The organism is Sphingomonas sp. Leaf67 (assembly GCF_001421965.1).
In the GTDB taxonomy this organism is placed as follows: domain Bacteria; phylum Pseudomonadota; class Alphaproteobacteria; order Sphingomonadales; family Sphingomonadaceae; genus Sphingomonas.
The window spans coordinates 111,043-133,895 of record NZ_LMLP01000021.1; the positions used below are offsets into that span (position 1 = coordinate 111,043).

At 66.5% G+C, this 22,853-nt stretch carries 20 protein-coding genes; 4 read left to right on the top strand and 16 right to left on the bottom strand.

Translation table 11 applies throughout. From position 1 onward, the window contains the following. Positions 1-2: 2 nt before the first annotated feature. Entirely contained in the window at positions 3-194 is a 192-nt protein-coding gene (locus ASE90_RS12710; RefSeq protein WP_056001183.1) for a hypothetical protein, read from the top strand. 239 nt (positions 195-433) lie between these two features. Here the strand turns inward: ASE90_RS12710 and ASE90_RS12715 are convergent, their stop codons facing one another. The 9 genes from ASE90_RS12715 to mdh form a co-directional block, all read right to left on the bottom strand. After that, complete coding sequence (locus tag ASE90_RS12715) at positions 434-1,603, bottom strand: aspartyl protease family protein (protein ID WP_056001186.1); 1,170 nt, start codon at positions 1,601-1,603, stop codon at positions 434-436. 32 nt (positions 1,604-1,635) lie between these two features. After that, entirely contained in the window at positions 1,636-3,156 is a 1,521-nt protein-coding gene (locus ASE90_RS12720; protein WP_056001189.1) for a CpaF family protein, read from the bottom strand. Between the two features lie 289 nt (positions 3,157-3,445). Next, the gene (gene lpdA, locus ASE90_RS12725) at positions 3,446-4,846 is read right to left on the bottom strand and encodes a dihydrolipoyl dehydrogenase (protein WP_056001192.1); all 1,401 of its coding nucleotides are present in this window, start codon (positions 4,844-4,846) and stop codon (positions 3,446-3,448) included. 15 nt (positions 4,847-4,861) lie between these two features. Next, positions 4,862-5,353 carry a DUF1877 family protein gene (locus ASE90_RS12730; protein WP_162235093.1) on the bottom strand — a complete coding sequence of 164 codons (492 nt, stop codon included), beginning with the start codon at positions 5,351-5,353 and terminating at the stop codon, positions 4,862-4,864. A 23-nt stretch (positions 5,354-5,376) separates the two neighbouring features. After that, a complete protein-coding gene (gene odhB, locus ASE90_RS12735) occupies positions 5,377-6,633 on the bottom strand; it encodes a 2-oxoglutarate dehydrogenase complex dihydrolipoyllysine-residue succinyltransferase (RefSeq protein WP_056001198.1) in 1,257 nt (418 codons plus the stop codon). Between the two features lie 42 nt (positions 6,634-6,675). Beyond that, a complete protein-coding gene (locus tag ASE90_RS12740) occupies positions 6,676-9,639 on the bottom strand; it encodes a 2-oxoglutarate dehydrogenase E1 component (RefSeq protein WP_082449786.1) in 2,964 nt (987 codons plus the stop codon). Positions 9,640-9,715: 76 nt separating this feature from the next. After that, positions 9,716-10,600 carry a succinate--CoA ligase subunit alpha gene (gene sucD, locus ASE90_RS12745; protein ID WP_056001204.1) on the bottom strand — a complete coding sequence of 295 codons (885 nt, stop codon included), beginning with the start codon at positions 10,598-10,600 and terminating at the stop codon, positions 9,716-9,718. Positions 10,601-10,638: 38 nt separating this feature from the next. Then, a complete protein-coding gene (locus ASE90_RS12750; RefSeq protein WP_056001207.1) occupies positions 10,639-10,926 on the bottom strand; it encodes a GIY-YIG nuclease family protein in 288 nt (95 codons plus the stop codon). 102 nt (positions 10,927-11,028) lie between these two features. Further along, entirely contained in the window at positions 11,029-11,991 is a 963-nt protein-coding gene (gene mdh, locus ASE90_RS12755; RefSeq protein ID WP_056001210.1) for a malate dehydrogenase, read from the bottom strand. 298 nt (positions 11,992-12,289) lie between these two features. On the opposite strand from mdh, the gene ASE90_RS12760 reads away from it, so the two are divergent. Together ASE90_RS12760 and ASE90_RS12765 are read left to right on the top strand one after the other, a co-directional pair. After that, positions 12,290-12,571 (top strand): ETC complex I subunit, encoded by a 282-nt coding sequence (locus ASE90_RS12760; protein ID WP_056001213.1) that lies wholly within the window; start codon positions 12,290-12,292, stop codon positions 12,569-12,571. After that, a complete protein-coding gene (locus ASE90_RS12765; RefSeq protein ID WP_056001215.1) occupies positions 12,568-12,978 on the top strand; it encodes a DUF2147 domain-containing protein in 411 nt (136 codons plus the stop codon). Before ASE90_RS12760 ends, ASE90_RS12765 begins: the two co-directional genes overlap by 4 nt. Here ASE90_RS12765 and ASE90_RS12770 read toward each other — a convergent pair. The 4 genes from ASE90_RS12770 to ASE90_RS12785 form a co-directional block, all read right to left on the bottom strand. Then, positions 12,941-14,122: an acyltransferase family protein gene (locus ASE90_RS12770; protein ID WP_082449787.1), complete on the bottom strand. Its 1,182-nt coding sequence runs from the start codon at positions 14,120-14,122 to the stop codon at positions 12,941-12,943. The two genes, ASE90_RS12765 and ASE90_RS12770, sit on opposite strands and share 38 nt — an antisense overlap. A 199-nt stretch (positions 14,123-14,321) precedes the next feature. Further along, entirely contained in the window at positions 14,322-15,968 is a 1,647-nt protein-coding gene (gene groL / locus ASE90_RS12775) for a chaperonin GroEL (protein ID WP_056001218.1), read from the bottom strand. 79 nt (positions 15,969-16,047) lie between these two features. Next, positions 16,048-16,335, bottom strand: a complete 288-nt coding sequence (gene groES, locus ASE90_RS12780; RefSeq protein ID WP_056001221.1) for a co-chaperone GroES — start codon at positions 16,333-16,335, stop codon at positions 16,048-16,050. 139 nt (positions 16,336-16,474) lie between these two features. Next, the gene (locus ASE90_RS12785) at positions 16,475-17,866 is read right to left on the bottom strand and encodes an MATE family efflux transporter (protein ID WP_235531804.1); all 1,392 of its coding nucleotides are present in this window, start codon (positions 17,864-17,866) and stop codon (positions 16,475-16,477) included. Positions 17,867-18,084: 218 nt separating this feature from the next. On the opposite strand from ASE90_RS12785, the gene ASE90_RS12790 reads away from it, so the two are divergent. Next, entirely contained in the window at positions 18,085-18,666 is a 582-nt protein-coding gene (locus ASE90_RS12790; RefSeq protein ID WP_056001224.1) for a TetR/AcrR family transcriptional regulator, read from the top strand. Here the strand turns inward: ASE90_RS12790 and ASE90_RS12795 are convergent. Genes ASE90_RS12795 through ASE90_RS12805 form a run of 3 tightly spaced genes read right to left on the bottom strand, consistent with a single transcriptional unit; the run spans position 18,608 to position 22,765 of the window. Further along, a complete protein-coding gene (locus ASE90_RS12795; RefSeq protein WP_056001227.1) occupies positions 18,608-20,071 on the bottom strand; it encodes an efflux transporter outer membrane subunit in 1,464 nt (487 codons plus the stop codon). The genes ASE90_RS12790 and ASE90_RS12795 overlap by 59 nt on opposite strands. Next, positions 20,071-21,627: an MDR family MFS transporter gene (locus ASE90_RS12800; protein WP_056001229.1), complete on the bottom strand. Its 1,557-nt coding sequence runs from the start codon at positions 21,625-21,627 to the stop codon at positions 20,071-20,073. Before ASE90_RS12800 ends, ASE90_RS12795 begins: the two co-directional genes overlap by 1 nt. A gap of 1 nt (position 21,628) precedes the next feature. Continuing rightward, complete coding sequence (locus tag ASE90_RS12805) at positions 21,629-22,765, bottom strand: HlyD family secretion protein (RefSeq protein ID WP_056001231.1); 1,137 nt, start codon at positions 22,763-22,765, stop codon at positions 21,629-21,631. Positions 22,766-22,853 lie beyond the last annotated feature (88 nt).

Here is a 22,853-nt window from a genome sequence, read left to right on the forward strand (position 1 = left end):
GGGTGGACGACGCACACAGGCTGTTATGGACGATCGCGGGCGTGGCGGCGATGCTCTTTGCAGTGTCGGTGCTGGCGGAACGTCGCCGTACCCTGCGCCGCGATCCCGATCGCGTCGGCTGGATGCCATGGACGCTGGTCCAGTTGATCGCGGTGCTGCTGGCGGTGTTCAGCGTCGCGATGGCCCTGAAATAGGGTGCGATATCGGGCCGGCGGCAACGCTGTTATCCTCTCCCCGACGCGATGTGTCGGGGGACGCCGCGCAGTCAAAGGGGATCGGGGCCGCCTTGTTGCTGCTGGCGGGTGGCGGAACGACTGCGCCGTCCGCCGATGTCGACCACGGCCACCGGCCGATCAGAGGGCGCCGGAGGCCCGCAAGCGGCTGTCGTGACTAACGCCGGGCAAGGGGAGCGAGGCAGCCCCGCTGCCACGGCTCAATAGAAGCGCGCCAGCGTCAGCGTTCGGGCCGCGCCGTCGCACATCGTCAGCCGCACGATCCGTCCCGGTGCATCGGTGCCCCAGCGGACGTCGACGCCGCCATTGGCCGTCAGCGCCACGGCCTGTCCATCGACCTGACAGATCAGGTCGTCGGCCTTCCACCCCGCCTTCGCCGCCGGGCCGCCGGCCATGACGTGCAGTACGCGCAGCCGCGCCCGGTCGTACCCCAGCAGCAGGCCGCTGGTCGATTTGAGTGGCGCGGGCGGGGCGTCGGGGTTCGGCGACAACAGCATCTGCCCCGCGCCGGGATCGAGCAGCACGCGGTAGCGCAGCAACAGCCCGGTGCCGATCCGCCCGGCGACGCGGACCTGTTTGGCAAAGCCGCCATCCGCCTCGATCCGCACTTCGATCGACCCGGTCGGTTGCCCGCCCAGCGATACCGCGTCGGTAACGGTCAGCCCGGCATCGACCACCCCGCCCGCGCCATAGGCGATCGTCGACGTGACCCGCGCGCCCCTGATCGCGGCCGCCCGCCACGCGTTGCGCGCGATGCTGAGCGCACCGCCGTCGCCGGTATCGATCAGCAGCGGGCGGACGCGCGTCTTCGCCAGCATCGCCTGCGTCAGATACAGGCCGCTGCCCGACTGGATCGACAGCGGCACGCGGGTGCCGGTGAACGGCATCCGTCCGCTCGGCAACAGGCGGAACCGGCGGTTGGCGAAATCGATGTCGAGCGCATGGGGAGAGATCAGGTCGGTGCCGACCAGCACATCGGCATCGCCGGAGGCGCTGGCGAGCAGTTTGGGCAGGTCGATCACCGCCACCCGTCCGCCGCTGCGGTCGAGCGCGCCGAACGCCACCGATTTGGTCGCCGCCCAGTCGACGCGGATCGAACCGCCCAGCGCCACGCCCGACGCCGCGCCCTGCGGATCGATGGTCAGCTTCGCGCGGCGGGCGAAGTCGCGGCTGACCGCCGAATGGTTGAGCCCGGTGTCGAGCAGCGCCTGCGCCGCGACCCCATCGATGGTCATCGCGAACCGCAGATGGTTGGCGGCGGTCAGGGTGAAGGGCACCCAGCGCGCCTCGGCATCGGCGGACAGCGTGCCCTGCGCACGGGCGATGGCGGGCGCGCACAGCAGCAGCGCGAGGATCAGGCGGAGCAACACCGCCCGGATGTAGGGCGACGGTCGCGCAAGTGCTACAGGCAGGCCTCCAGCAGCGCCTGATCGAAGCCATATTGCCGCGCCTTGTCGAGCGTGTAGGGGCGCATCCCCATCGAGCGATATTCGCCGATGATCTTGCCGTCGGCGCTTTCGTCGAGATACTCGAACTTGAACAGCTCTTGGGTGACGATCACCGGTCCTTCCATCCCGATCACCTCGGTGATGTTGGTGACGCGCCGCGAACCGTCGCGCAGGCGCTTGACCTGTACGATCAGGTCGACCGAGTCGGCGATCTGGCGGCTGATCGCTTCCTTCGGCACCTTGATGTCCGACATCATCACCATGTTCTCCATCCGCGCGAGGCATTCGCGCGGCGAGTTGGCGTGGAGCGTCGCCATCGATCCGTCGTGACCGGTGTTCATCGCCGCGAGCAGGTCGAAACACTCGCTGCCACGAATTTCGCCGAGGATGATCCGGTCGGGGCGCATACGCAGCGCGTTCTTCACCAGATCGCGGATGGTGATCTCGCCTTGCCCCTCCAGGTTGGGCGGGCGGGTTTCCAGCGGCAGCCAGTGCGGCTGTTGCAGCCGCAATTCGGCGGCGTCCTCGATCGTCAGCACGCGCTCGCCGGGGTCGATCATCTTCGACAGGGCGTTGAGCATGGTGGTCTTGCCCGAGCCGGTACCGCCCGAGATCACGACGTTGAACCGGCTGGCGCCCGCGACCTTCAGCGTGGTCGCCATCTCCTTGCTCATCGATCCGAAGCCCGACATCATGTCGATGGTGATCGGTTTCGCCGAGAATTTACGGATCGAGATCGCGGTGCCCTTCAGGCTGAGCGGCGGCACGATCACGTTGACGCGGCTGCCGTCCTTCAGCCGTGCATCGGCCAGCGGCGTCGTCTGGTCGACACGCCGCCCGACCGAGTTGCAGATGCGCTGCGCGATCTGGAACAGATGCTCTTCGTCGCGAAACGCGATATTGGCGAGTTCCAGCTTGCCCTTACGCTCGACGAAAGTTTGTTCCGGACCGTTGACCATGATGTCGCTGATCGCCGGGTCCGCCAACAATTCCTCAAGCGGCCCAAGGCCCAACAGCTCGTCGACCAGCACCTTTTCCAGTGCGAACTGCTCGCGCCGGTTCAGCGTCAGCTTCAATTCGGCCAGCACCTCCCCGACGATCGGCCGGAATTCCTCGGCCAGCTCGTCCTTGTTGAGCGTTGCGGCGGCTTCGGGATCGACGCGTTCGAGCAGGCGCGGCAACACCTGTTCCTTAATGCGGTGGATCGAGGATTCGAACCCTTCGACACGGCTGTTGCCAGCGTCGCCCGACAATGCCTGTCGGTCGGCGAGCCGCTGCATCGCGTCGCCCACCCCCTGCGGCAGGCTACCCGCCTGTTCGCCCGGCATCGGGGTGAAATCGTCGCCTGACAGCGGTATCTGGGTCAGCGATGGAAATTGCGAGCCAAGGTCGAGATCGGCGGCGCGTGCCGGCCCCGATCCCTGCATCGGCCGCGCGACCCCGAAGGACGGCCTGCCGCCGCCCGCTCCGCCCATGCCGCTCCGCCGCCCGAATGCGTTCACGCTCGCCACCCCATTGATTCTCAGACGACAGGCTAGGGGGGATGTTTTTATATTTGCCTAACTACGTCCGGTAGGCGGTCGGACGGGGGCGCTTCTCCTCTTCCAGGGAGGGGAGGGTAGTTGCCTCTGCGTCTCGGCCAAGCCCGACAGCGAAAGGGCGGAGCATGTCGCCATGCCCCGCCCCGCATATGTCTGCTTCCATCCCTCGGCGGCTGCTCGTCATTCCCGCCGGCGCGGGAACGACGATCCCGTCCGCACCCGATCAGATGTGGATCGGCTTGCCCCGCACCGCCATCGCCGCTTCCTTGAGCGCTTCGGCATGGGTCGGGTGTGCGTGGCAGGTGTATGCAATGTCTTCGCTGGTCGCGCCGAATTCCATCGCCTGGGCCGCCTGCGCGATCATCGTGCCGGCCAGTGACGAAACGATCCACACACCGACCACGCGATCGGTCTTGGCATCGGCGATGACCTTCACGAAGCCATCGGTGTCGCGGTTGGTCTTGGCACGGCTGTTGGCGGCGAACGGGAACTTGCCCACCTTTACCTCGCCCTTTTCCTTCGCGGCTTCCTCGGTCAGGCCGACGCCGGCGATTTCGGGCATGGTGTAGACCACGCTCGGGATGACGTCGTGGTTCACGATGCCGGTCTGGCCGGCGATGAACTCTGCGACCGCGACGCCCTCGTCCTCGGCCTTGTGCGCCAGCATCGGGCCGTGGACCACGTCGCCGATCGCCCAGATGCCGTCGACCTTGGTGCGGAATTCGTCGTCGATGTCGACCTGCCCGCGCTGGTTGACCGACAGGCCGGCCTTGTCGAGTGCCAGATGCTCGGTGTTGGCGCGGCGACCGATCGATACGAGCACGGCGTCGGCGGTCAGCGTGGTCGCTTCGCCGCCGGCGGCAGGTTCGACCGTCAGCGTCGCGGTGCCGCCGTCGACCGACGCGCCGGTGACCTTGGTCGAAGTCTTCAGGTCGAAGCCCTGCTTCTTGAACAGCTTGGCCGATTCCTTGCGGACCTCGCCGTCGAAACCGGGCAGGATCTGGTCGGCATATTCGACCACGGTGACCTTGGCACCCAGGCGACGCCACACGCTGCCCAGTTCCAGCCCGATCACGCCGCCGCCGATGACGACCAGATGCTCGGGTACCTTGGGCAGCGCCAGCGCACCGGTCGAATCGACGATGATCGCCGCGTCGTTGTCGACCGCCACGCCCGGCAGCGGGGTAACGCTCGAACCGGTGGCGATGACAATGTCGCGCGCGGTGACGGTGCGGTCGCCGATCTTCACGCTATGGTCGTTCTCGAACGCGGCATAGCCCTTCAGCCATTCGACCTTGTTCTTCTTGAACAGATACTCGATGCCGCCCGTCAGCTCGCCGACTGCCTTGGCCTTTTCAGCATGCATCTGGTCGAGGTTCAGTGTCGCGCCCTGGATCTCGACGCCGAACTTGGCGAGGTGACCGCCGGTTGCTTCCTCATACAGTTCGGACGCATGCAACAGCGCCTTGGACGGGATGCACCCGACGTTCAGGCAGGTGCCGCCCAGCGTCTCGCGCCCTTCGGCGCACGCGGTCTTCAGGCCCAGCTGCGCCGCGCGGATCGCCGCGACATAGCCGCCGGGGCCGGCACCGATCACGAGGACGTCGAAGTCATATTCAGCCATAGTCTCTATCCCGTCCTAGTCGTTGTGGGCGATCACGCGGATCGCGCCGTCGCCGGTACGGCGGCATTGTGCCGCAAATTGTCGCAGGGCCGGAATCCCCCGCATCACGTAATCAAGTGCATCGGCGCCGCCGAACGTGTCGGCCAGATAGACATCGGCCTTCGCCATCGCCCGCGGATCGAAGCGGCGGGCGAGCATGGCATCGTCCTGCCGGTCGAGCGCATCGGCGAACGCCTGCATCAGCGGCGGCGCGATCAGGCCGATCCCGCCCTCGCCATTCTCGTCCGCGCCCAGTTCGGGGAGCGCGGCGATGATGATGCCCAGCGTGTCGCCGAGATCGTCCGCCGATCCGGTCAGCAGGTAATGGACCGCGTGCCACGCCTCGCCCAGATCGAGAAAGTCGAGATCCTCGACGCCTTCCTCGAACAGGAAGTCCTCGAACACCGATGGGTCGGCGACCAGCCGGTCGATGTCGGCATCGCCGGCCCGACGCAGATAGATCACCATGCCCATCGGTTTCCGGGTCGTCCTTAGAGGTCGATCAGCAGGCGGGTCGGGTCCTCGATCGCGTTCTTGAGCGCGACGAGGAAGGTCACCGCTTCGCGACCGTCGATCAGGCGATGGTCATAGCTGAGCGCGAGGTACATCATCGGGCGCACCACGACCTGTCCGTCGCGGACGACCGGGCGTTCCTCGATGCGGTGGAGGCCCAACACCGCCGACTGCGGCGGGTTGATGATCGGCGTCGACATCAGCGAGCCGAACACGCCGCCGTTCGAGATGGTGAAGGTACCGCCCTTCATCTCGTCCATCTTGAGCGTGCCATCCTTGGCGCGCTTGCCGAAGTCGCCGATCGTCTTTTCGACGCCCGCGACCGACAGCTTGTCGGCGTCGCGGATCACGGGAACGACCAGGCCGCCCGGTGCCGATACGGCGACCGAGATGTCGGCATAGTCGCGATAGACGATCTCATCGCCCTCGATCGATGCGTTGACCGAAGGAATGTCCTTCAGCGCCATCGTCGCGGCCTTCACGAAGAAGCCCATGAAGCCCAGCCGAACGCCGTGCTTCTTTTCGAACAGGTCTTTGTACTTCGCGCGCGCCTCGATCACCGCCGTCATGTCGACGTCGTTGAAGGTGGTAAGCAGCGCGGCAGTGTCCTGCGCTTCCTTCAGGCGGCGGGCGATCGTCTGACGCAGGCGCGTCATCTTCACGCGTTCCTCGCCGCGAGCCGGGGCGGCGCTGGCGGCCGGCGCTGCGGCGGCAGCAGGCGCGGCGGCCGGCGCAGCAGCGGCCGACTTGTCACCGGCGGCGGCGACCACGTCTTCCTTGGTGATGCGACCGTCGCGACCGGTGCCCTTGACCTTGGCCGGGTCGACGCCGTGTTCGAGGATCGCGCGACGCACCGACGGCGACAGCGCGGCGGCATCGACATTGTTGTCGCCACCGGCAGGAGCCTGCTGTGCAGCGGCCGGGGCAGGTGCCGCGGCGGGGGCCGGAGCGGCGTCCTGCTTCGGCGCTTCTGCCTTCGGCGCGGCGGCGGCACCGTCGCCCGATTCGATCGTCGCGATCATCGCGCCGACCGACACGGTATCGCCGGGCTGCACGGCGTGCTGCCCCATGACGCCGGCGACCGGCGCGGGCACCTCAACCGACACCTTGTCGGTTTCGAGGCTGGCGATCGGTTCGTCGGCGGCGACCGCCTCACCGGGCTTCTTCAACCATTCGCCCAGCGTCGCTTCGGTAATCGATTCGCCCAGCGTGGGGACCAGAACTTCGGTTGCCATCGGATCTTCCTCATCTCCCCCGTGTCGGGGGTAATAACACGGTTAGGATGCGGCCTTGCCGGTGGCGCGATCGCCCTCGGCCTGACGGGTGCGGCGGATTTCGTCGCGGACATTGTGGCCGAGCGCATCGGCGACCAGCGCGCCCTGTTCGGCCTGGTGCCGCTTCATCAGCCCGGTGGCGGGCGATGCCGCCGCCGCACGACCCGCGTACCGGGCGCGCGGAACCTGCGAACCGGCCTCGGCCAGCGCCTCCTCGATCGCCGGTTCGACCAGGAACCACGAACCGTTGTTCTTCGGCTCTTCCTGTGCCCAGACCACATCGGTCAGGTTGGGCAGACGCTTCAGCCGCTCGACCAGCGCGTCCGACGGGAACGGATAAATCTGTTCCACGCGGACGATCTGGGTCTGCGTATCGCCGGCCGCGTCGCGTGCTTCGATCAGGTCGAACGCGACCTTGCCCGAACACAGCACCAGCCGGGTCGTGTTCGCATCGGCCGGTGCCGACGGATCGGACAGCAACCGCTTGAAATGGGTGCCCGGCAGGAAGTCCTCGGTCTTCGACACCGCCATCTTGTGCCGCAGCAGCGACTTGGGCGTCATGATGACGAGAGGCTTGCGGAAATTGCGATGCATCTGGCGACGCAGCAGATGGAACAGGTTCGCCGGCGACGTAACGTTGGCGACCTGCATATTGTCGCCCGCGCACAGTTGCAGGAAGCGTTCGAGACGCGCCGAGCTATGTTCCGGACCCTGACCTTCGTAGCCGTGCGGCAGCATCAACACGAGGCCGTTGGCGCGCAGCCACTTGGCTTCGCCCGCCGCGATGAACTGATCGATCATGATCTGCGCACCGTTGGCGAAATCGCCGAACTGCGCTTCCCAGATCACCAGCGCCTTCGGATCGGCCAGCGCATAGCCATATTCAAAGCCGAGCACGCCATATTCGGAAAGCGGGCTGTCCAGCACCTCGAAGCTGCCATGCTCGATATTGTTGAGCGGGACATATTTGTGTTCGTCGGTCTGGTCGACCCACACCGCATGGCGTTGCGAGAAGGTGCCGCGACCCGAATCCTGACCCGACAGGCGCACGCCGAAGCCTTCCGACAGCAGCGAACCGAACGCCAGTGCCTCGGCGGTCGCCCAGTCGAAGCCTTCGCCACCCGCGAACATGCCGCGCTTGGCATCGAGGACGCGCGACAGCGTCTTGTGGACCTGAATGCTGTCGGGAACCGTCGTCAGGGTGCGGCCGAGCGAATCGAACAGCTTCTGTTCGATGCCGGTATCGACCGAACGGCGCGATCCTTCGGCATCCATCGGCGCGTGCAGGCCGGACCAGCGACCGGCGAACCAGTCGGCGCGGTTGGGCTTGTAGCTCTTGGCGTTTTCGAATTCGCCTTCGAGATGCTGGGTGAACTCGGCGGTCTTGGCGGTGACGAAGTCGCCGTCGATGACGCCTTCGTCCTGCAACCGCTTGCCATAGATGTCGCTGACGCCGGGGTGGCCCTTGATCTTCGCGTACATCAGCGGCTGGGTGAAGGACGGCTCGTCGCCTTCGTTATGGCCGAAGCGGCGATAGCACCACATGTCGATGACGATGTCGCGCTTGAACGCCTGACGGAATTCGATCGCCATCTTGGTGGCGAAGGTCACCGCTTCGGGATCGTCGCCGTTGACGTGGAAGATCGGTGCCTGCACGCCCTTCGCCACGTCCGACGGATAGGGCGACGAGCGCGCGAACTGCGGCGAAGTCGTGAAGCCGACCTGGTTGTTGATGATGAAGTGGACGCAGCCGCCGGTGTTGTAGCCACGGATGCCCGAGAAGCCGAGGCATTCCCACACGATCCCCTGGCCCGCAAATGCCGCGTCGCCGTGGATCAGGACGGGCAGGACCTGTTCGTGCTTTTCGAGATCGCCGCGGAAGGTCTGCTGCGCACGGACCTTCCCGAGCACGACCGGATTGACCGCTTCGAGGTGGCTGGGGTTGGCGACCAGCGACATGTGCACCGACACGTCGTCGAAGCTGCGGTCGGTCGAGGTGCCGAGGTGGTACTTCACGTCGCCCGAACCGCCGATATCGTCGGGGTTGGCACTGCCGCCCGCGAATTCGTGAAAAAGGACGCGGAACGGCTTGTTCATGACGTTGGTCAGCACGTTCAGACGGCCGCGATGCGCCATGCCGTAGACGATCTCACGCACGCCCAGCTGGCCACCGTACTTGATGACCGCTTCGAGCGCGGGGATCATCGATTCACCGCCGTCGAGGCCGAAGCGCTTCGTGCCGACATATTTGCGGCCGAGGAACTTCTCCCACTGCTCCGCCTCGATGACCTTGGCGAGGATCGCCTTCTTGCCTTCGGGGGTGAACTGGATCGCCTTGTCGCGGCCTTCCATCCGGTCCTGCAGGAACTTGCGCTCCTCCACGTCCGCGATGTGCATATATTCAAGGCCGACATTGCCGCAGTAATTGGCGCGCAGGATGTCGACGATCTCGCGCACGGTCGCCCATTCGAGGCCGAGCGTACCGCCCAGATAGACCGGCGTGTCGATCTCGGCATCGGAGAAGCCGTGATATTCGGTGCGCAGGTCCTCGGGCAGTTCGCGACGGGCGAGGCCCAGCGGATCGAGATTGGCGGCGAGGTGACCACGCACGCGATAGGTGCGGATCAGCAACTGCGCGCGGATCGCATCGCCTGCGGCCTTGGCGACATCGACCTTCGGCGCGGGCGCGGCAGCGGCGGCCGGGGCGGGCTTGCCGCCCCGGACGGGCTTGGGCGCCGGCTCCATCTGCGTCGGGTCGAGCGCGGCGGTCAGCGCGTCGGTCTCGGTCAGCGGCCAGCGCTTGCTCTGCCAGCTGGGATGCTGGGTCGCACCCTCCAGCCCGTCGAACCACTGCCGCCAGCCGGCATCGACCGACGAGGGATTCTCGCGGTAGCGACCATAGAGCGTTTCCACGAATGCCGGGCTGACGCCGGCGGCGATGTCGAAATCCTGGCCTTCGTAGCCCATGGTCACATCCTGTCCGCTTCTGCCCGGTCGAACCGGGCGGTGCCCCGTGCGGGTGGTCGCACGGGGCAAGTCACCTTCAACCGTTCAGCACTTCGAGCAGCGTCGAACCCAGTTCGCTTGGGGAAGCCGCAACCTTGATGCCGGCGGCTTCCATCGCCGCGATCTTGCTTTCCGCGTCGCCCTTGCCGCCCGACACGATCGCGCCGGCATGGCCCATGCGACGGCCCGGAGGGGCGGTACGGCCCGCGATGAAGCCGGCCATCGGCTTCTTGCGACCGCGCTTGGCTTCGTCGATCAGGAACTGCGCGGCCTGTTCTTCGGCATCGCCGCCGATCTCGCCGATCATGATGATCGACTGGGTTTCGTCGTCCGCCAGGAACAGCTCCAGCACGTCGATGAAGTTGGTGCCGTTGACCGGATCGCCACCGATGCCGACGGCGGTCGTCTGACCGAGGCCGGCGTTCGAAGTCTGGAACACCGCTTCATAGGTCAGCGTGCCCGAGCGCGAGACCACGCCGACACTGCCCTTCTTGAAGATCGAACCCGGCATGATGCCGATCTTGCACTCGCCCGGCGTCAGCACGCCCGGGCAGTTTGGGCCGATCAGCCGCGACTTCGAACCCGACAGCGCGCGCTTGACCTTGACCATGTCGAGCACCGGAATGCCTTCGGTGATCGCGACGATCAGCGGGATTTCGGCGTCGATCGCTTCGAGGATCGAGTCGGCGGCGAAGGGCGGCGGCACGTAGATGACCGAGGCATCGGCGCCGGTCTTCGACTTGGCTTCGGCGACGGTGTTGTAGACCGGCAGGCCGAGATGCTCGGTGCCGCCCTTGCCCGGCGTCACGCCGCCGACCATCTGCGTGCCATATTCCAGCGCCGCCTTGGTATGGAAGCTGCCGGTTTCGCCGGTCATCCCCTGGGTGATGACCTTGGTGTTCTTGTTGACGAGGATGCTCATCTTCGTTTCCCTTGCTGCTCCGAGTGACGGAGCGAAAATCAGGTCAGCTGTCCGAACAGATCGTGCCAGCCGGGGTTGTTCTCTTCAATCAGCCGCAACTTCCAGTCACGGTTCCATTTCTTGATCCGGCGTTCGCGTAATCGCGCTTCCTGCAGATCGTCATGACATTCGTACCAGACCAGAAGAATGCATTCGTGTTGGCTCGTAAATCCCTCAACCGTACCGTCGCGATGCTGATGGACGCGCTGGATCAGATTGCTGGTCGAACCGGTATAGATCGTTCCATTCCGGCGGCTGGCAACGATGTAGACGAAACCTGCCTTCATCCCGCCGCCCCTTCGTATCCCCGCGCAGGCGGGGATCCAGAGCCACGAGCGGTACGCTCCGTTACCCTGGACCCCCGCCTGCGCGGGGGTACGTCACCTAAGTCATGCGAGGCTGTTGTCGATGCCCTTGCAGGCGACCAGCAGTTCCTTGACCGCATCGACCGAGACGGAGAGGTTCGCCTTGGCTTCGTCGGCCAGCTTCACTTCGACGATCTTCTCGACGCCGCCGGCACCGATCACGACGGGCACGCCGACATACAGGTCGTCAATGCCGTACTCGCCCGACAGATACGCCGCGCAGGGCAGGACGCGCTTCTGGTCGTACAGATAGGCTTCGGCCATCGCGATGCCGCTGGTCGCGGGTGCGTAGAAGGCCGAACCGGTCTTGAGCAGGCCGACGATCTCGCCGCCGCCGCCACGGGTGCGCTTGACGATCGCGTCGACGCGCTCCTTGGTCGACATGCCCATTTCGATCAGGTCGGTGACCGGGATGCCGCTGACGGTCGAATATTCGAGGACCGGGACCATCGTGTCGCCATGTCCGCCCAGCACGAAGCTGTTAACGTCCTTGACCGACACCTCGAACTCGTCGGCGAGGAAGTGGCTGAAGCGCGCGCTGTCGAGCACGCCGGCCATGCCGACGACCTTGTTGTGCGGCAGGCCGCTGAATTCGCGCAGCGCCCACACCATCGCGTCGAGCGGGTTGGTGATGCAGATGACGAACGCGTCGGGGGCGTTGTTCTTGATGCCCTCGCCGACCGCCTTCATCACCTTCAGGTTGATGCCGAGCAGATCGTCGCGGCTCATGCCGGGCTTGCGCGCGACGCCGGCGGTGACGACGATGACGTCCGCACCGGCGATGTCGGCATAGTCGTTGGTGCCGGTGATCGTCGCGTCGAACCCTTCGACGGGTCCGCACTGCGACAGGTCGAGCGCCTTGCCCTGCGGCACGCCTTCGACGACGTCGAACAGAACGATGTCACCCAGCCCCTTGAGGGCAGCGAGGTGGGCGAGCGTGCCGCCGATGTTGCCAGCGCCGATCAGCGCGATCTTCTTGCGAGCCAAGACGTCTCTCTCCGTAGCAAGTCGGGCGCGGTCCTGCCGCGACGGGGGCGCTGTACGGCGTTTTCCAACGAGAAACAACCCTAAAGCACGTCTTAATGATAATAGATCTCAAGTGCAATAGGGCTCAATCGGGTCGCAAATGCGGGCTTCTTGCGGAACAACCGCTAAAAAATTGCCATCAAGCCGCCTGGCGGAAGTAACAAACCGCGATTCGGGGTGGTCCGCTGTGCGACTCTGCTGGCAACCGGCGTGGGCTTTGCTATGCAGGCGGTGAATTCCGATTGCTAAGGTTTCGTCGATGCCCAACGCCCGTATCTATCAATACCCGAAGAACGCGATGCAGTCGGGTCGTGCCAAGACGCAGATCTGGATGCTCGAATTCGAACCGGCCGAGCCGAAACAGGCCGATCCGCTGACCGGTTGGGCGGGGTCGGGCGATACGCGCGAACAGGTCAAGCTGCGCTTTCCGTCGCTTGACGCCGCGACCGATTACGCGAAGCGCGAAGGGATCGACTTTCACGTGGTGCCCGCGCCCGAGCGCAAGCTGAAGCTGCAGGCCTATGCGGACAACTTCAAATGATCCGCGCTTCGTTCGTCGCCGGCGCAATGCTGCTGGCCATGCCCGCGTTCGCGGCGACGCCGATCGCCGGGCGTTATGTGACCGAGGACGGGTCGGGCGTGATCGAGATCGGCCGCTGCGGCGCGACGGTCTGCGGCAAGCTGGTCCGCATCCTGAAGTCCGAGCCGAACGCGCCCAAGACCGACGTCAACAACAGCGATCCGGCGCTCCGTTCGCGGCCTATTCTGGGCATGCCGATCCTGAGCGGCTTCGCCGACGGCGGCAAGGACTGGCGCGGCCGCATCTACGACCCGCGCAACGGCAAGAGCTATAAATCGATCGTGTCGCGCAACGGTGACGGCACGCTGAAGGTGCAGGGGTGTATCGCCTTCATCTGCCAGACGCAGCGGTGGAAGCCGGCGGGGTAAGGCCGGTTTCGGCCCGGCGCGCGCGCGACGGACGCGACAGCCAGCGCCGGACCGGAACGTCGTATAGCCGGAGACAGAGCAGCGCGACGGCGAGGCAGGCGACGAACACGGCAAGTCCGATCAAACTGGTCGCGACGATCGGCGGGTGGCGCTGGTCGACCCAGTCCGCGTAGAGCGTCACGACCGGATAATGGGTGATGTAGAGCGGGTAGGACAGGTCGCCCAGAAAGCGGGTGGCCTGTCCGGAGCGGCCGGCGGCCCTGCCGCTGCTCGCGCCGAGTATGACGATCAGCGGGAATAGCAGCAGGACGCAGCCAGCCTCGTACAGGCCGTTGAGCCAGAGCCGGTCGGTGCCGCCGATCCTCGGCATCGCCAGCGCGACCATCAGCAGCGCCGCGGCGATGGGAAAGCCGTGGCGGACGGTCAGCGCGCAGCCGCTGCGGCGCAGGAGGATGCCCGCGAAAAAAGGGAACATGACCCGGGTCAGCCCGACATGCACGCCCCACCCGTCGAACGCCCAGCCGCCGACCATCTCGCCATGCGGGCCGAACACGGCGAGGTGAAATACCGCCAGCGCCGACAGGGCGACCAGCAGCCCCAATGCCCGATCGGAGGCGTTGCGCACGCCTGCGGCATAGGCGGCATAGGCGATATATTCGTAGAATAGCGACCACGCCGCCCCGTTGAGCGGATAGAGTGCCGCGCCTCCTTGCAAGCCGGCATGGGGCGCGAGCGGGATCATCGCCACGCCCAGCAGCAGGATCCCGAGGACGCGCGGGGGCGATATGGCTTCGGTCGCGGACGATGCACCGGACAGAAGCAGCGCCGCGCCGATCACGCTGCCCATCGCCACCATCGGCTGTAGCCGGATCAGACGCCGGCGCCAGAAGTCGGCGACCGACATGCTTTCCCAGCGATGGTCATAGGCGTGTGAAAGGACGAAGCCCGACAGGAGGAAGAAGAAGTCGACGGCTAGATAGCCGTGGTTGACGATCTGCCGCTGCACGTCGCCGCGCGCATGTGCCTGAAACAGATGGAAGGCGACCACCAATAGCGCCGCGATGCCGCGCAGACCGTCGAGCGCGGGGTAATGCGCGGTCAAGGGTCGGTCGTGGGAGATCGCGGTGGCGGGGGCAGCGGTCATCGCCGTCGTCGTACCCGACAGGTGCTAATATTTGATATGTTGGCAGAAAATGCGAAAAGGCCGGGAAGGGGGTGTCCCTTCCCGGCCTTTTCTCTGGGGTCTGGCACCGGCAAAGCCGGTGCCCGTCGGTCGGGTGCCTTGGCACCCGCCGGCCTTTCCGATTTTGTGTCCGGGGGAGCGTGGCTCCCCCGGTCCAAAATCAGAAGTCCATGCCGCCCATGCCGCCCATGCCGCCGCCGGCGGGCATTGCGCTGCCCTTGCTGTCGTCCGGGAGTTCCGAAACGGTCGCTTCGGTGGTGATGAGCAGACCGGCGACCGAGGCCGCGTTCTGCAGCGCGGTGCGGACGACCTTGGTCGGGTCGATCACGCCGGCAGCGACGAGGTTCTCGTACACGTCGGTCGCGGCGTTGAAGCCGAACGACGTGTCGGTCTGGTCGAGCAGCTTGCCCGAGACGACCGCACCGTCATGGCCGGCATTCTGCGCGATCTGACGCACCAGCGAGGTCAGCGACTTGCGGACGATGTCGACGCCGCGCGTCTGGTCGTCGTTCGCGCCGGTGACGCCGTCGAGCGCCTTGGTCGCGTACAGCAGCGCGGTGCCGCCGCCGGGAACGATGCCTTCTTCGACGGCTGCGCGGGTCGCGTGCAGCGCGTCGTCGACGCGGTCCTTGCGCTCCTTGACCTCGACTTCGGTCGCACCGCCGACCTTGATGACCGCGACGCCACCGGCGAGCTTCGCCAGACGCTCCTGCAGCTTCTCACGGTCATAGTCCGACGAGGTGACTTCGATCTGCTGACGGATCGCATCGGTGCGGCCCTTGATCGCTTCGGCATCGCCGGCGCCGTCGACCAGCGTGGTGTTGTCCTTGTCGATCGTCACGCGCTTGGCCGTGCCGAGCATGCCCAGCGTCACGGTCTCGAGCTTGATGCCGAGGTCCTCGCTGATGACTTCGCCCTTGGTCAGGATCGCGATGTCTTCGAGCATCGCCTTGCGACGATCGCCGAAGCCCGGAGCCTTGACCGCTGCGACCTTCAGGCCGCCGCGCAGCTTGTTGACGACGAGGGTCGCCAGCGCTTCGCCTTCGATGTCCTCGGCGATGATCAGCAGCGGACGGCCCGACTGCACCACCGCTTCGAGGATCGGCAGCATCGCCTGCAGCGACGACAGCTTCTTCTCGTGGATCAGGATGTACGGGTCGGTCAGTTCGACCTGCATCTTTTCCGGGTTGGTGATGAAGTAGGGCGAGAGATAGCCGCGGTCGAACTGCATGCCTTCGACGACGTCCAGCTCGAATTCGAGGCCCTTGGCCTCCTCGACGGTGATGACGCCTTCCTTGCCGACCTTTTCCATGGCTTCGGCGATCTTCTCACCGACTTCCACGTCGCCATTGGCCGAGATGATGCCGACCTGTGCGACTTCCGACGAACCCGATACCGGCTTCGAACGGGCCTTCACGTCCTCGACGACCTTCAGGACGGCGATATCGATGCCGCGCTTCAGGTCCATCGGGTTCATGCCGGCGGCAACCGACTTCATGCCTTCGCGCACGATCGCCTGTGCCAGCACGGTGGCGGTGGTGGTGCCGTCGCCCGCGATGTCGTTGGTCTTCGAGGCCACTTCGCGCACCATCTGCGCGCCCATGTTCTCGAACTTGTCCTTCAGTTCGATTTCCTTGGCGACCGACACACCGTCCTTGGTGATGCGGGGCGCGCCGAACGACTTGTCGATCACGACGTTGCGGCCCTTCGGCCCGAGCGTGACCTTCACCGCATCGGCGAGGATGTCGACGCCGCGCATAATGCGCTCACGGGCGTCACGACCGAATTTTACTTCCTTGGCTGCCATGGTGGCTACCCTTTCCAAATGTCAAAAGTCACAAAGGTCACACTCGCCATGCAAGTGCGACCGGATCAGGATCGGTCGCTCAGCCAACGATGCCGAGAATGTCCGATTCCTTCATAATGAGCAGGTCTTCGCCGTTCACCTTGACCTCAGTGCCCGACCACTTGCCGAACAGGATGCGGTCGCCGGCCTTGACGTCGAGCGGCGTGATCGTGCCGGTTTCGGTGCGTGCGCCGGTGCCGGCGGCGACGACTTCGCCTTCCTGCGGCTTTTCCTTGGCGGTGTCGGGGATGATGATCCCGCCGAGCGTCTTTTCCTCGGCCTCGACGCGGCGGACGAGCACGCGGTCGTGCAGCGGACGGAAGTTCATGCGCGGTTCCCTTTGATTGGTAATACGAAACTGGTCCTGGCACTCACCGTTCGGGAGTGCCAGCAGCAGGGATATGTGGAGCCGTTCACCCAGCGTCAAGCAGGGCCGGAACAATTTTGCAGGTGATACGTGGCCCCTGTCAGACGGGTCGAACCAGCCCCAGCCGTTCGCGCCGGCGCCAGCGGTCGACCAGCAGCAGCGCAACCGCCAGCAATCCCAGCGCGAGGCCGATCCATACCCCGACCCCGGCCAGATCGGTCCAGAAGCCGAGCACGACCGAGGCGGTGAAGCCGACGCCCCAATAGCCGACGAACGCGATCACCATCGGCACCCGCGTATCCTGAACCCCGCGCAGGACCCCCGCCGCGACTGCCTGCGCACCGTCGGCCAGCTGGAAGATGGCGGCGATGGCGAGATATTGCAGCGCCAGCGCGACCATCGCCGCATTGGCGGATGCGTCCGGTTCGATATAGATCGACAGGAAAGCACGCGGCGCGATCCATAGCAGCAGCGCGGTGAACCCCATGAAGCCGGTGCCGACGATCAGCGCCGACCATCCGGCGCGCGCGATCCAGATGCGGTCGCCGGCCCCATAGGCGAGGCCGACGCGGATCGTCGCCGCCTGCGCGATGCCGAACGGCACCTGGAACAGGAAGGCGGCGATCTGCAACGCGATGGCATGGGCCGCGACCTCGGTCACGCCGATCAGGCCCATCAGGAACCCGGCGGCGGAGAACAGCGCCCCTTCGAACGTCATCGTCGCCGCGATCGGTAGCCCCAGCACGAAAATTTGGCGCAGGCGGGTCCATTCGCCGCGCCACCAGTTGCCGAACAGATGGAAGCGCCGCAGCCGGCGATCGGCGAGCAGGACCACCGCATAGGCGATCATCATCGCGATCGCGGTGCTGAGACTGGCCACCGCCGACCCCTCCAGCCCCAGCGCCGGAAAGCCGAGATTGCCGAACACCAGCAACCAGTTGGCAAGGATCGAGACGCCAAGACCCAGCGCGGTGATGGCCATCGCCCATCCCGCGCGGCCGAGCGCGGAGGCAGTGATGCGCATCACGTTGCCGGCGAGCGCCGGGATCAACGCCCAGAGCAGAATGTCGAGAAACGCATCGGTGCGCACGGCGACCCGCGGGTCCTGCCCGGCGAGCAGCAACAGGCTCTCGCCATGGGCAAGGATCGCCATGAACGGCAGGCTGCCCAGCACCGCGATCCATGCGCCCATGCGGAACGAGCGTCGCACTTCGCGCACGGCATGGCGACGACGACCGAGTTCGGCGGCGATGATCGGCGCGGCGGCCCCAACCAGTCCCGACAGGGCGAACAGGATGACGCTGTAGAGATAGACGCCGAGCGTGGCGGCGGCGAGTTCGACCGCGCCCAGCCGCGCCACGAACACCACGTCGACCGCATAGACCGCCATCTGCAACAGGTTCGCGCCGACAAGCGGCGCCGCCAGCCGCAACGTCGCGGTCAGTTCGGCACGGGCGCTGGCGGGCGCGGCAGGGGCGGCGGCGTTGGTCACGGGGGGGCGTGTAGTGGTTTTGGCGGGGGGAGGCCAGTTGGGGGCGGGGGGTACTATATTCGTCATTCCGGCGCAGGCGGGAATCCATACCCGCCAACGTTTCGGCGGGGTTCGCACCGGTAGCGTTTATGAACTCCCGCCTTCGCGGGAGCGACGATGGAAGCGATGGAGCGTGTCGGGCCGATGACGCCGCCTCCTTTTCCCGGTAGGACACCGTGATGAACGACGATGCCGAGCCACGGTCGATCCGCGCGCTACGGCGCGATGCCGCCCGTCGGCGCGATGCGCTGATCGATGCGGCGGCAACCTGTTTCGCCGAACAGGGCTATGGCGTGCCGCTGGAAACCGTCGCGGCGGCGGCCGGGGTCGGGCGGGCGACGCTGTATCGCAATTTCGACGATCGCGAAGCGCTGGCACTGGCGATCTTTTCGCGCGAGGTCGATCGGCTGGCGGTGCTGGTCGACCCGACCCTGCCGATCGCGCAGACGGTCGCGGCGATGGTGCGGGCGGGGACGGGGGCGTTCTCGCTGTTCGCACGGATTGCCGCCGAACTGCATCTCGACGATGCCAACCGCGCGGCGTTTCAGGCGCTCGGGGGGCGGCTGGAGGCGATCCTCGCTCCGGCCCTGGTCGCGGCGCAGCGGCGCGGCGAGGTGCGGGACGATGCGACGTCGTGCGATCTGGTGCTGGCGCTGCGCATGGCCGGCAGTCTGGTGCTGCCGGTCATGAGCGACGATGAAGTCAGCGCGCAGATCGAGACAGGTCTGCGGCTGTTGTTCGCGGGGCTGCGTCCGCGCTGACCGGATCGGTCCAGCCGAGCCCCAGCGCCTTGTTCACCGCGATATAGCTTTGGGTCAGCCCGGCGCGCGCCTGTGCGACGGCACTGGCCGCCGAGACCTGCTGGCGTTCGATATCGAGCTGATCGATCAGCGTGGCGGTGCCGGCGGCGACCCGCTGACGATTGAGCGCGGCGGCGCGGGCGGCGGTCGCCTCCACCTGCACCAATTGCCCCAGTTGTTGGCGGCGATTGCCGAAGCGCGACAGGGCAGTCTCGGCATCCTGCAACGCGTCGAGCACGGTGCGGCGATAGGTCGCGTCGGCCTGATCGCGCTGCGCCTCCGACACGCGGGTGGCGGCTTTGGCACGGCCGAAATCGAGGAACGACCAGTTGAGCGACGGCACCGCGAGTGCCGCCAGATTGCCGAGGTCGAGGATCTTTTCGGGCGACGTGCCGCCAAGGCCGAGCAGCCCGAGAAAGCGGATGCCGGGCAGTTCGCGCGCCTTGCTCACCCCGATCGCGGCGGTGCCGGCAGCAAGCTGGCGCTCGGCGGCGCGGATGTCGGGGCGGCGGGCGATCAGCGCGGCGGGATCGCCGACCGCGACGCGTTGCGGCGGCAGCGGCACCGGGGCGGGCTGGGTCAGCGTCGCATCGAGCGTGCCGGGGGTGCGGCCGGTCAGGACCGCCAGCTGGTTCAGATACTCGTCGCGCTGTGCGGCGAGCGGGATCGCGTCGGCCTGGGTATTCTCAAGCTGCGTCTGGAGCCGTTCGATCGCGAGTCTGGACGCGGTGCCGGCGGCGAAGCGCTGGCGGGTCAGGTCGAGCTGACGCTGTTGCAGGCGGGTGTTGGCGTCGCTCAAGCCGATGCGGGCCTGTACGTCGCGGAGCGCGACATAGGCCTGCGCGACGGCGGCCGACAGCGACACCTGCGCATCGGCAAGATCGGCCTGCCGGGCACCGGCGGTCGCCCGCGCCTGTTCGACCGTGCGGCGGCCGCCGCCGAACAGGTCGGCTTCCCACGACGCATTTATTCCGAGATTGTAGAAGCTGGCGCTAGTGCCACCCGCATCCGGCTGGATCGGCGGCAGTTCGGCAACGATCGCGGTGCCGTTGGCGCTGGCGCTGGGCAGTTGGCCGATGCGCTGCTGGGTCAGCCGCGCCTGCGCCTCGCGCAGGCGGGCGGTGGCGAGATCGATGGTCGGGCTTTGGGTCAGGGCATCGTCGACCAGCCGGGTGAGCAGCGGGTCGTTCAGCCCTTCCCACCAGCGGGCAAGGCCGGGGGCGGGCGTCAGTGCCGCATCGGTCGCGCGGACAAAGCCGCTGCGCCCGCTGGCGTCCGATACGGTTGCCGGCGGACCGGCATAGTTCGGGCCGACGGTGCAGGCACCGAGCAGCAACAGGGCGAACAGGGGAAGGGATCGGGTCATCAGTGCACCGTTACCGGTTCGGCACCCGTGGGCAGCGGGCGCAGGAACAGGACCAGCGGCAGGACGGCGAGTGCGCCGACGCCCATGATCCAGAAGATGTCGTTGTAGGTCATGGTCAGCGCCTGCTGCGCGATCTGTTGCGACAGGAGCCGCAGACCGGCGCGCTGGTCGCCGGCCGCCTGACCGAGGCCGGTGACATAGGATTGCACCGCCGGGCTGTTGGCGTTCAGCGTTTCCTCGATGCGGCGCGAATGAAAATACATCCGCTGATCCTGCAGGATCGAGATGCCGGCCAGCGCGAAGCTGCCGCCCAGATTGCGCATCGCGTTGAACAGGCCCGACGCATCGCCGGCATCCTCGGGCGGGACCGAGCGGACACAGGCCTGGCTCAGGAACAGCATCGCTAGAATCTGCCCGACACCGCGCATCAACTGCGACACGGTGAAGTCGGGGCCGGAGGATTGCGCGGTCAGGTTCGCGTCGAGCAGCGCCGACGTGCCCATGATGAGCAGCCCGGCCGATACCGCGATGCGGATATCGACGCGTTTGAGCAGGATCGGGACCATCGTCATCAGGATCAGGCTGGGGATGCCCGACAGCAGCACGACCTTGCCCGCCTGCAACGCATTGTAATCGGCCAGCGCCGCAAGGAATTGCGGAATGGCGTAGCTGGTGCCGTAGAGGACGACGCCGAGCACCACGCCCATCAGCGCGACCGACCCGAATTGCCGGTCGAGCAGCAGCTTCAGCTTGATGATCGGGCGTTGCGACGTCGCCTGCCCATAGAACAGCAGGCCGAAGCCGATGGCGGTGATGAACGCCATCCAGCGGATCAGTTCGGAATCGAACCATTGTTCGCGCTGCCCGTCCTCAAGGAACACCGTCAGTCCGCCAAGACCCAGCGCCAGCCCGGCGATGCCGAACCAGTCGGCCTGCCGGAACAGTTCCAGCTTCGATTTCTCGTGCGGCAACCCGACCAACAGCAGGGTGATGAGGATCGCGCAGATCGGAATGTTCAGGAAGAACGCATAGTGCCAGCTGATATTCTCGGTCAGCCAGCCGCCGACGAGCGGCCCCAGCACCGGACCGAGAATGGCGGTCACGCCGAACACGGCGATGCCGATCGGCTGTTGCGATCGCGGCAGGCGCTGGGCGATGATCGTTTGCGCGGTCGGGATCATCGCCCCGCCGGTAAAGCCCTGTCCGACCCGGCCGATAATCATCATCGGCAGGGTGGTGGCGATGCCGCAGACGACCGAGAAGATCGTGAACAGCCCGGCGGCGATCAGCAGGAAGGTGCGCAGGCCCAGCATCCGCTGCAACCAGCCGGCCATCGGGATGATGACGATCTCGGCGACCAGATAGGCGGTGGCGATCCATGTCCCCTCGGTCCCGCTCGCGCCGATCTCCCCCTGAATGGTTGGCAGAGCCGAATTGACGATTGAGATGTCGAGCGTCGCCATCAGTGCACCGAGATTGCCGGCGATCACCGCCAGCCACGCGCTCAGATCGGCACGTTGCGGCGGGGCGGCGGCGGTCATCGCCGCACTGGCCATGTCAGCGGCCCGCCTGCTCGCGAAGCTGCTGCATTTCGTCGCGGGCCGATCGGGTGTCGACGGTGACGGTCACCGACAGGCCGGGGATCAGCAGGCGGCGGGCGGCGGGCGTCGCCTCGATCGACACGCGGACCGGCACGCGCTGCGTGATCTTGGTAAAGTTGCCGGTGGCGTTCTGCGGCGGCAGCAGCGAGAATTGCGCGCCGGTGCCGGGGGCGAGGCTCTCGACCCGACCCTTCACCACCACGTCGTCGAGCGCGTCGATATGGATCTCGACCGGCTGGCCGGGGCGCATGAGCGCGAGCTGCGTTTCCTTGAAATTGGCGGTGATATACAGCCGATCGAGTGGGACGATCGACATCAGCCGCGTACCGGCCTGAACATATTGGCCGATCGTCACCGTCTTGTCGCCGATCCGCCCGCCGATCGGGGCGGTCAGTTGGGTCGCGCCGACATCGACGCTGGCGGCGGCGAGCTGGGCGCGGGCGGCCTGTCCCTGCGCGCGGCCCTGCGCGACCTGACTTTCGAGCGATCCGACGCGGCGCTGTTGCGCGGCGACGGCGGCCTGCGCGGCGCGGACATTGTCGGCCGACTGGCGCGCGGCGACTTCGAGTTGCGCCAGTTGCTGGCGGGTTTCGGCACCCGACGCGGCAAGCGGGCGATAGCGTGCGACCTCGGCGGCGTCATAGGCCGCCTTGCTGCGGGCGGCGGCGAGTTGCGCGCGCGCCTGTTCGATCGCGGCATATTGTTCGTTGATCTGCGCACGGGCGGTATCGGCCTGCGCCCCGGCGACGGCGATCTGCGCCTCGGCCTGCGCCGCCTGTGCGCGCGCGTCGCGCGGATCGATGCGGACCAGCGGCTGGCCGGCGCGAACGTCCTGATTCTCGGCGACGAGCACCTCGGCGACATAGCCCGATACGCGCGGGGCGATGGTCACCATGTCGGCCTGCACCGTCGCGTCGTTGGTGTCCTGCAGATATTTGCCGTGGTCCTGATAGCCGATGTACCACCAGATGCCCGCGACCAGCGCGACGAGAAGCACGACGATCAGGATGAGCTTCGCCCGGCCGTTCTTGCGGGTTGGCTTCGCTGATTCCGGTTCGTCTGCGGCAACGGCAATGGGCTGCTGGTCGGTCATGCGTCGTCGTTCCGATGAGTCGCGGAACGCCCCTCCGTCCGCTGCATCGCACAATAAGCGGGCAAAATGTCCGGTTCAAGACCGAGCG

What these genes read in the sequence shown, in the direction of transcription:
- ASE90_RS12720 (WP_056001189.1), bottom strand. Translation starts at nt 3,156, where the DNA reads ATGGGCGGAGCGGGCGGCGGCAGGCCGTCCTTCGGGGTCGCGCGGCCG.
- lpdA (WP_056001192.1), bottom strand. Translation starts at nt 4,846, where the DNA reads ATGGCTGAATATGACTTCGACGTCCTCGTGATCGGTGCCGGCCCCGGC.
- ASE90_RS12730 (WP_162235093.1), bottom strand. Translation starts at nt 5,353, where the DNA reads ATGGTGATCTATCTGCGTCGGGCCGGCGATGCCGACATCGACCGGCTG.
- odhB (WP_056001198.1), bottom strand. Translation starts at nt 6,633, where the DNA reads ATGGCAACCGAAGTTCTGGTCCCCACGCTGGGCGAATCGATTACCGAA.
- ASE90_RS12740 (WP_082449786.1), bottom strand. Translation starts at nt 9,639, where the DNA reads ATGGGCTACGAAGGCCAGGATTTCGACATCGCCGCCGGCGTCAGCCCG.
- sucD (WP_056001204.1), bottom strand. Translation starts at nt 10,600, where the DNA reads ATGAGCATCCTCGTCAACAAGAACACCAAGGTCATCACCCAGGGGATG.
- ASE90_RS12750 (WP_056001207.1), bottom strand. Translation starts at nt 10,926, where the DNA reads ATGAAGGCAGGTTTCGTCTACATCGTTGCCAGCCGCCGGAATGGAACG.
- ASE90_RS12760 (WP_056001213.1), top strand. Translation starts at nt 12,290, where the DNA reads ATGCCCAACGCCCGTATCTATCAATACCCGAAGAACGCGATGCAGTCG.
- ASE90_RS12765 (WP_056001215.1), top strand. Translation starts at nt 12,568, where the DNA reads ATGATCCGCGCTTCGTTCGTCGCCGGCGCAATGCTGCTGGCCATGCCC.
- ASE90_RS12770 (WP_082449787.1), bottom strand. Translation starts at nt 14,122, where the DNA reads ATGACCGCTGCCCCCGCCACCGCGATCTCCCACGACCGACCCTTGACC.
- groL (WP_056001218.1), bottom strand. Translation starts at nt 15,968, where the DNA reads ATGGCAGCCAAGGAAGTAAAATTCGGTCGTGACGCCCGTGAGCGCATT.
- groES (WP_056001221.1), bottom strand. Translation starts at nt 16,335, where the DNA reads ATGAACTTCCGTCCGCTGCACGACCGCGTGCTCGTCCGCCGCGTCGAG.
- ASE90_RS12790 (WP_056001224.1), top strand. Translation starts at nt 18,085, where the DNA reads ATGAACGACGATGCCGAGCCACGGTCGATCCGCGCGCTACGGCGCGAT.
- ASE90_RS12795 (WP_056001227.1), bottom strand. Translation starts at nt 20,071, where the DNA reads ATGACCCGATCCCTTCCCCTGTTCGCCCTGTTGCTGCTCGGTGCCTGC.
- ASE90_RS12800 (WP_056001229.1), bottom strand. Translation starts at nt 21,627, where the DNA reads ATGGCCAGTGCGGCGATGACCGCCGCCGCCCCGCCGCAACGTGCCGAT.
- ASE90_RS12805 (WP_056001231.1), bottom strand. Translation starts at nt 22,765, where the DNA reads ATGACCGACCAGCAGCCCATTGCCGTTGCCGCAGACGAACCGGAATCA.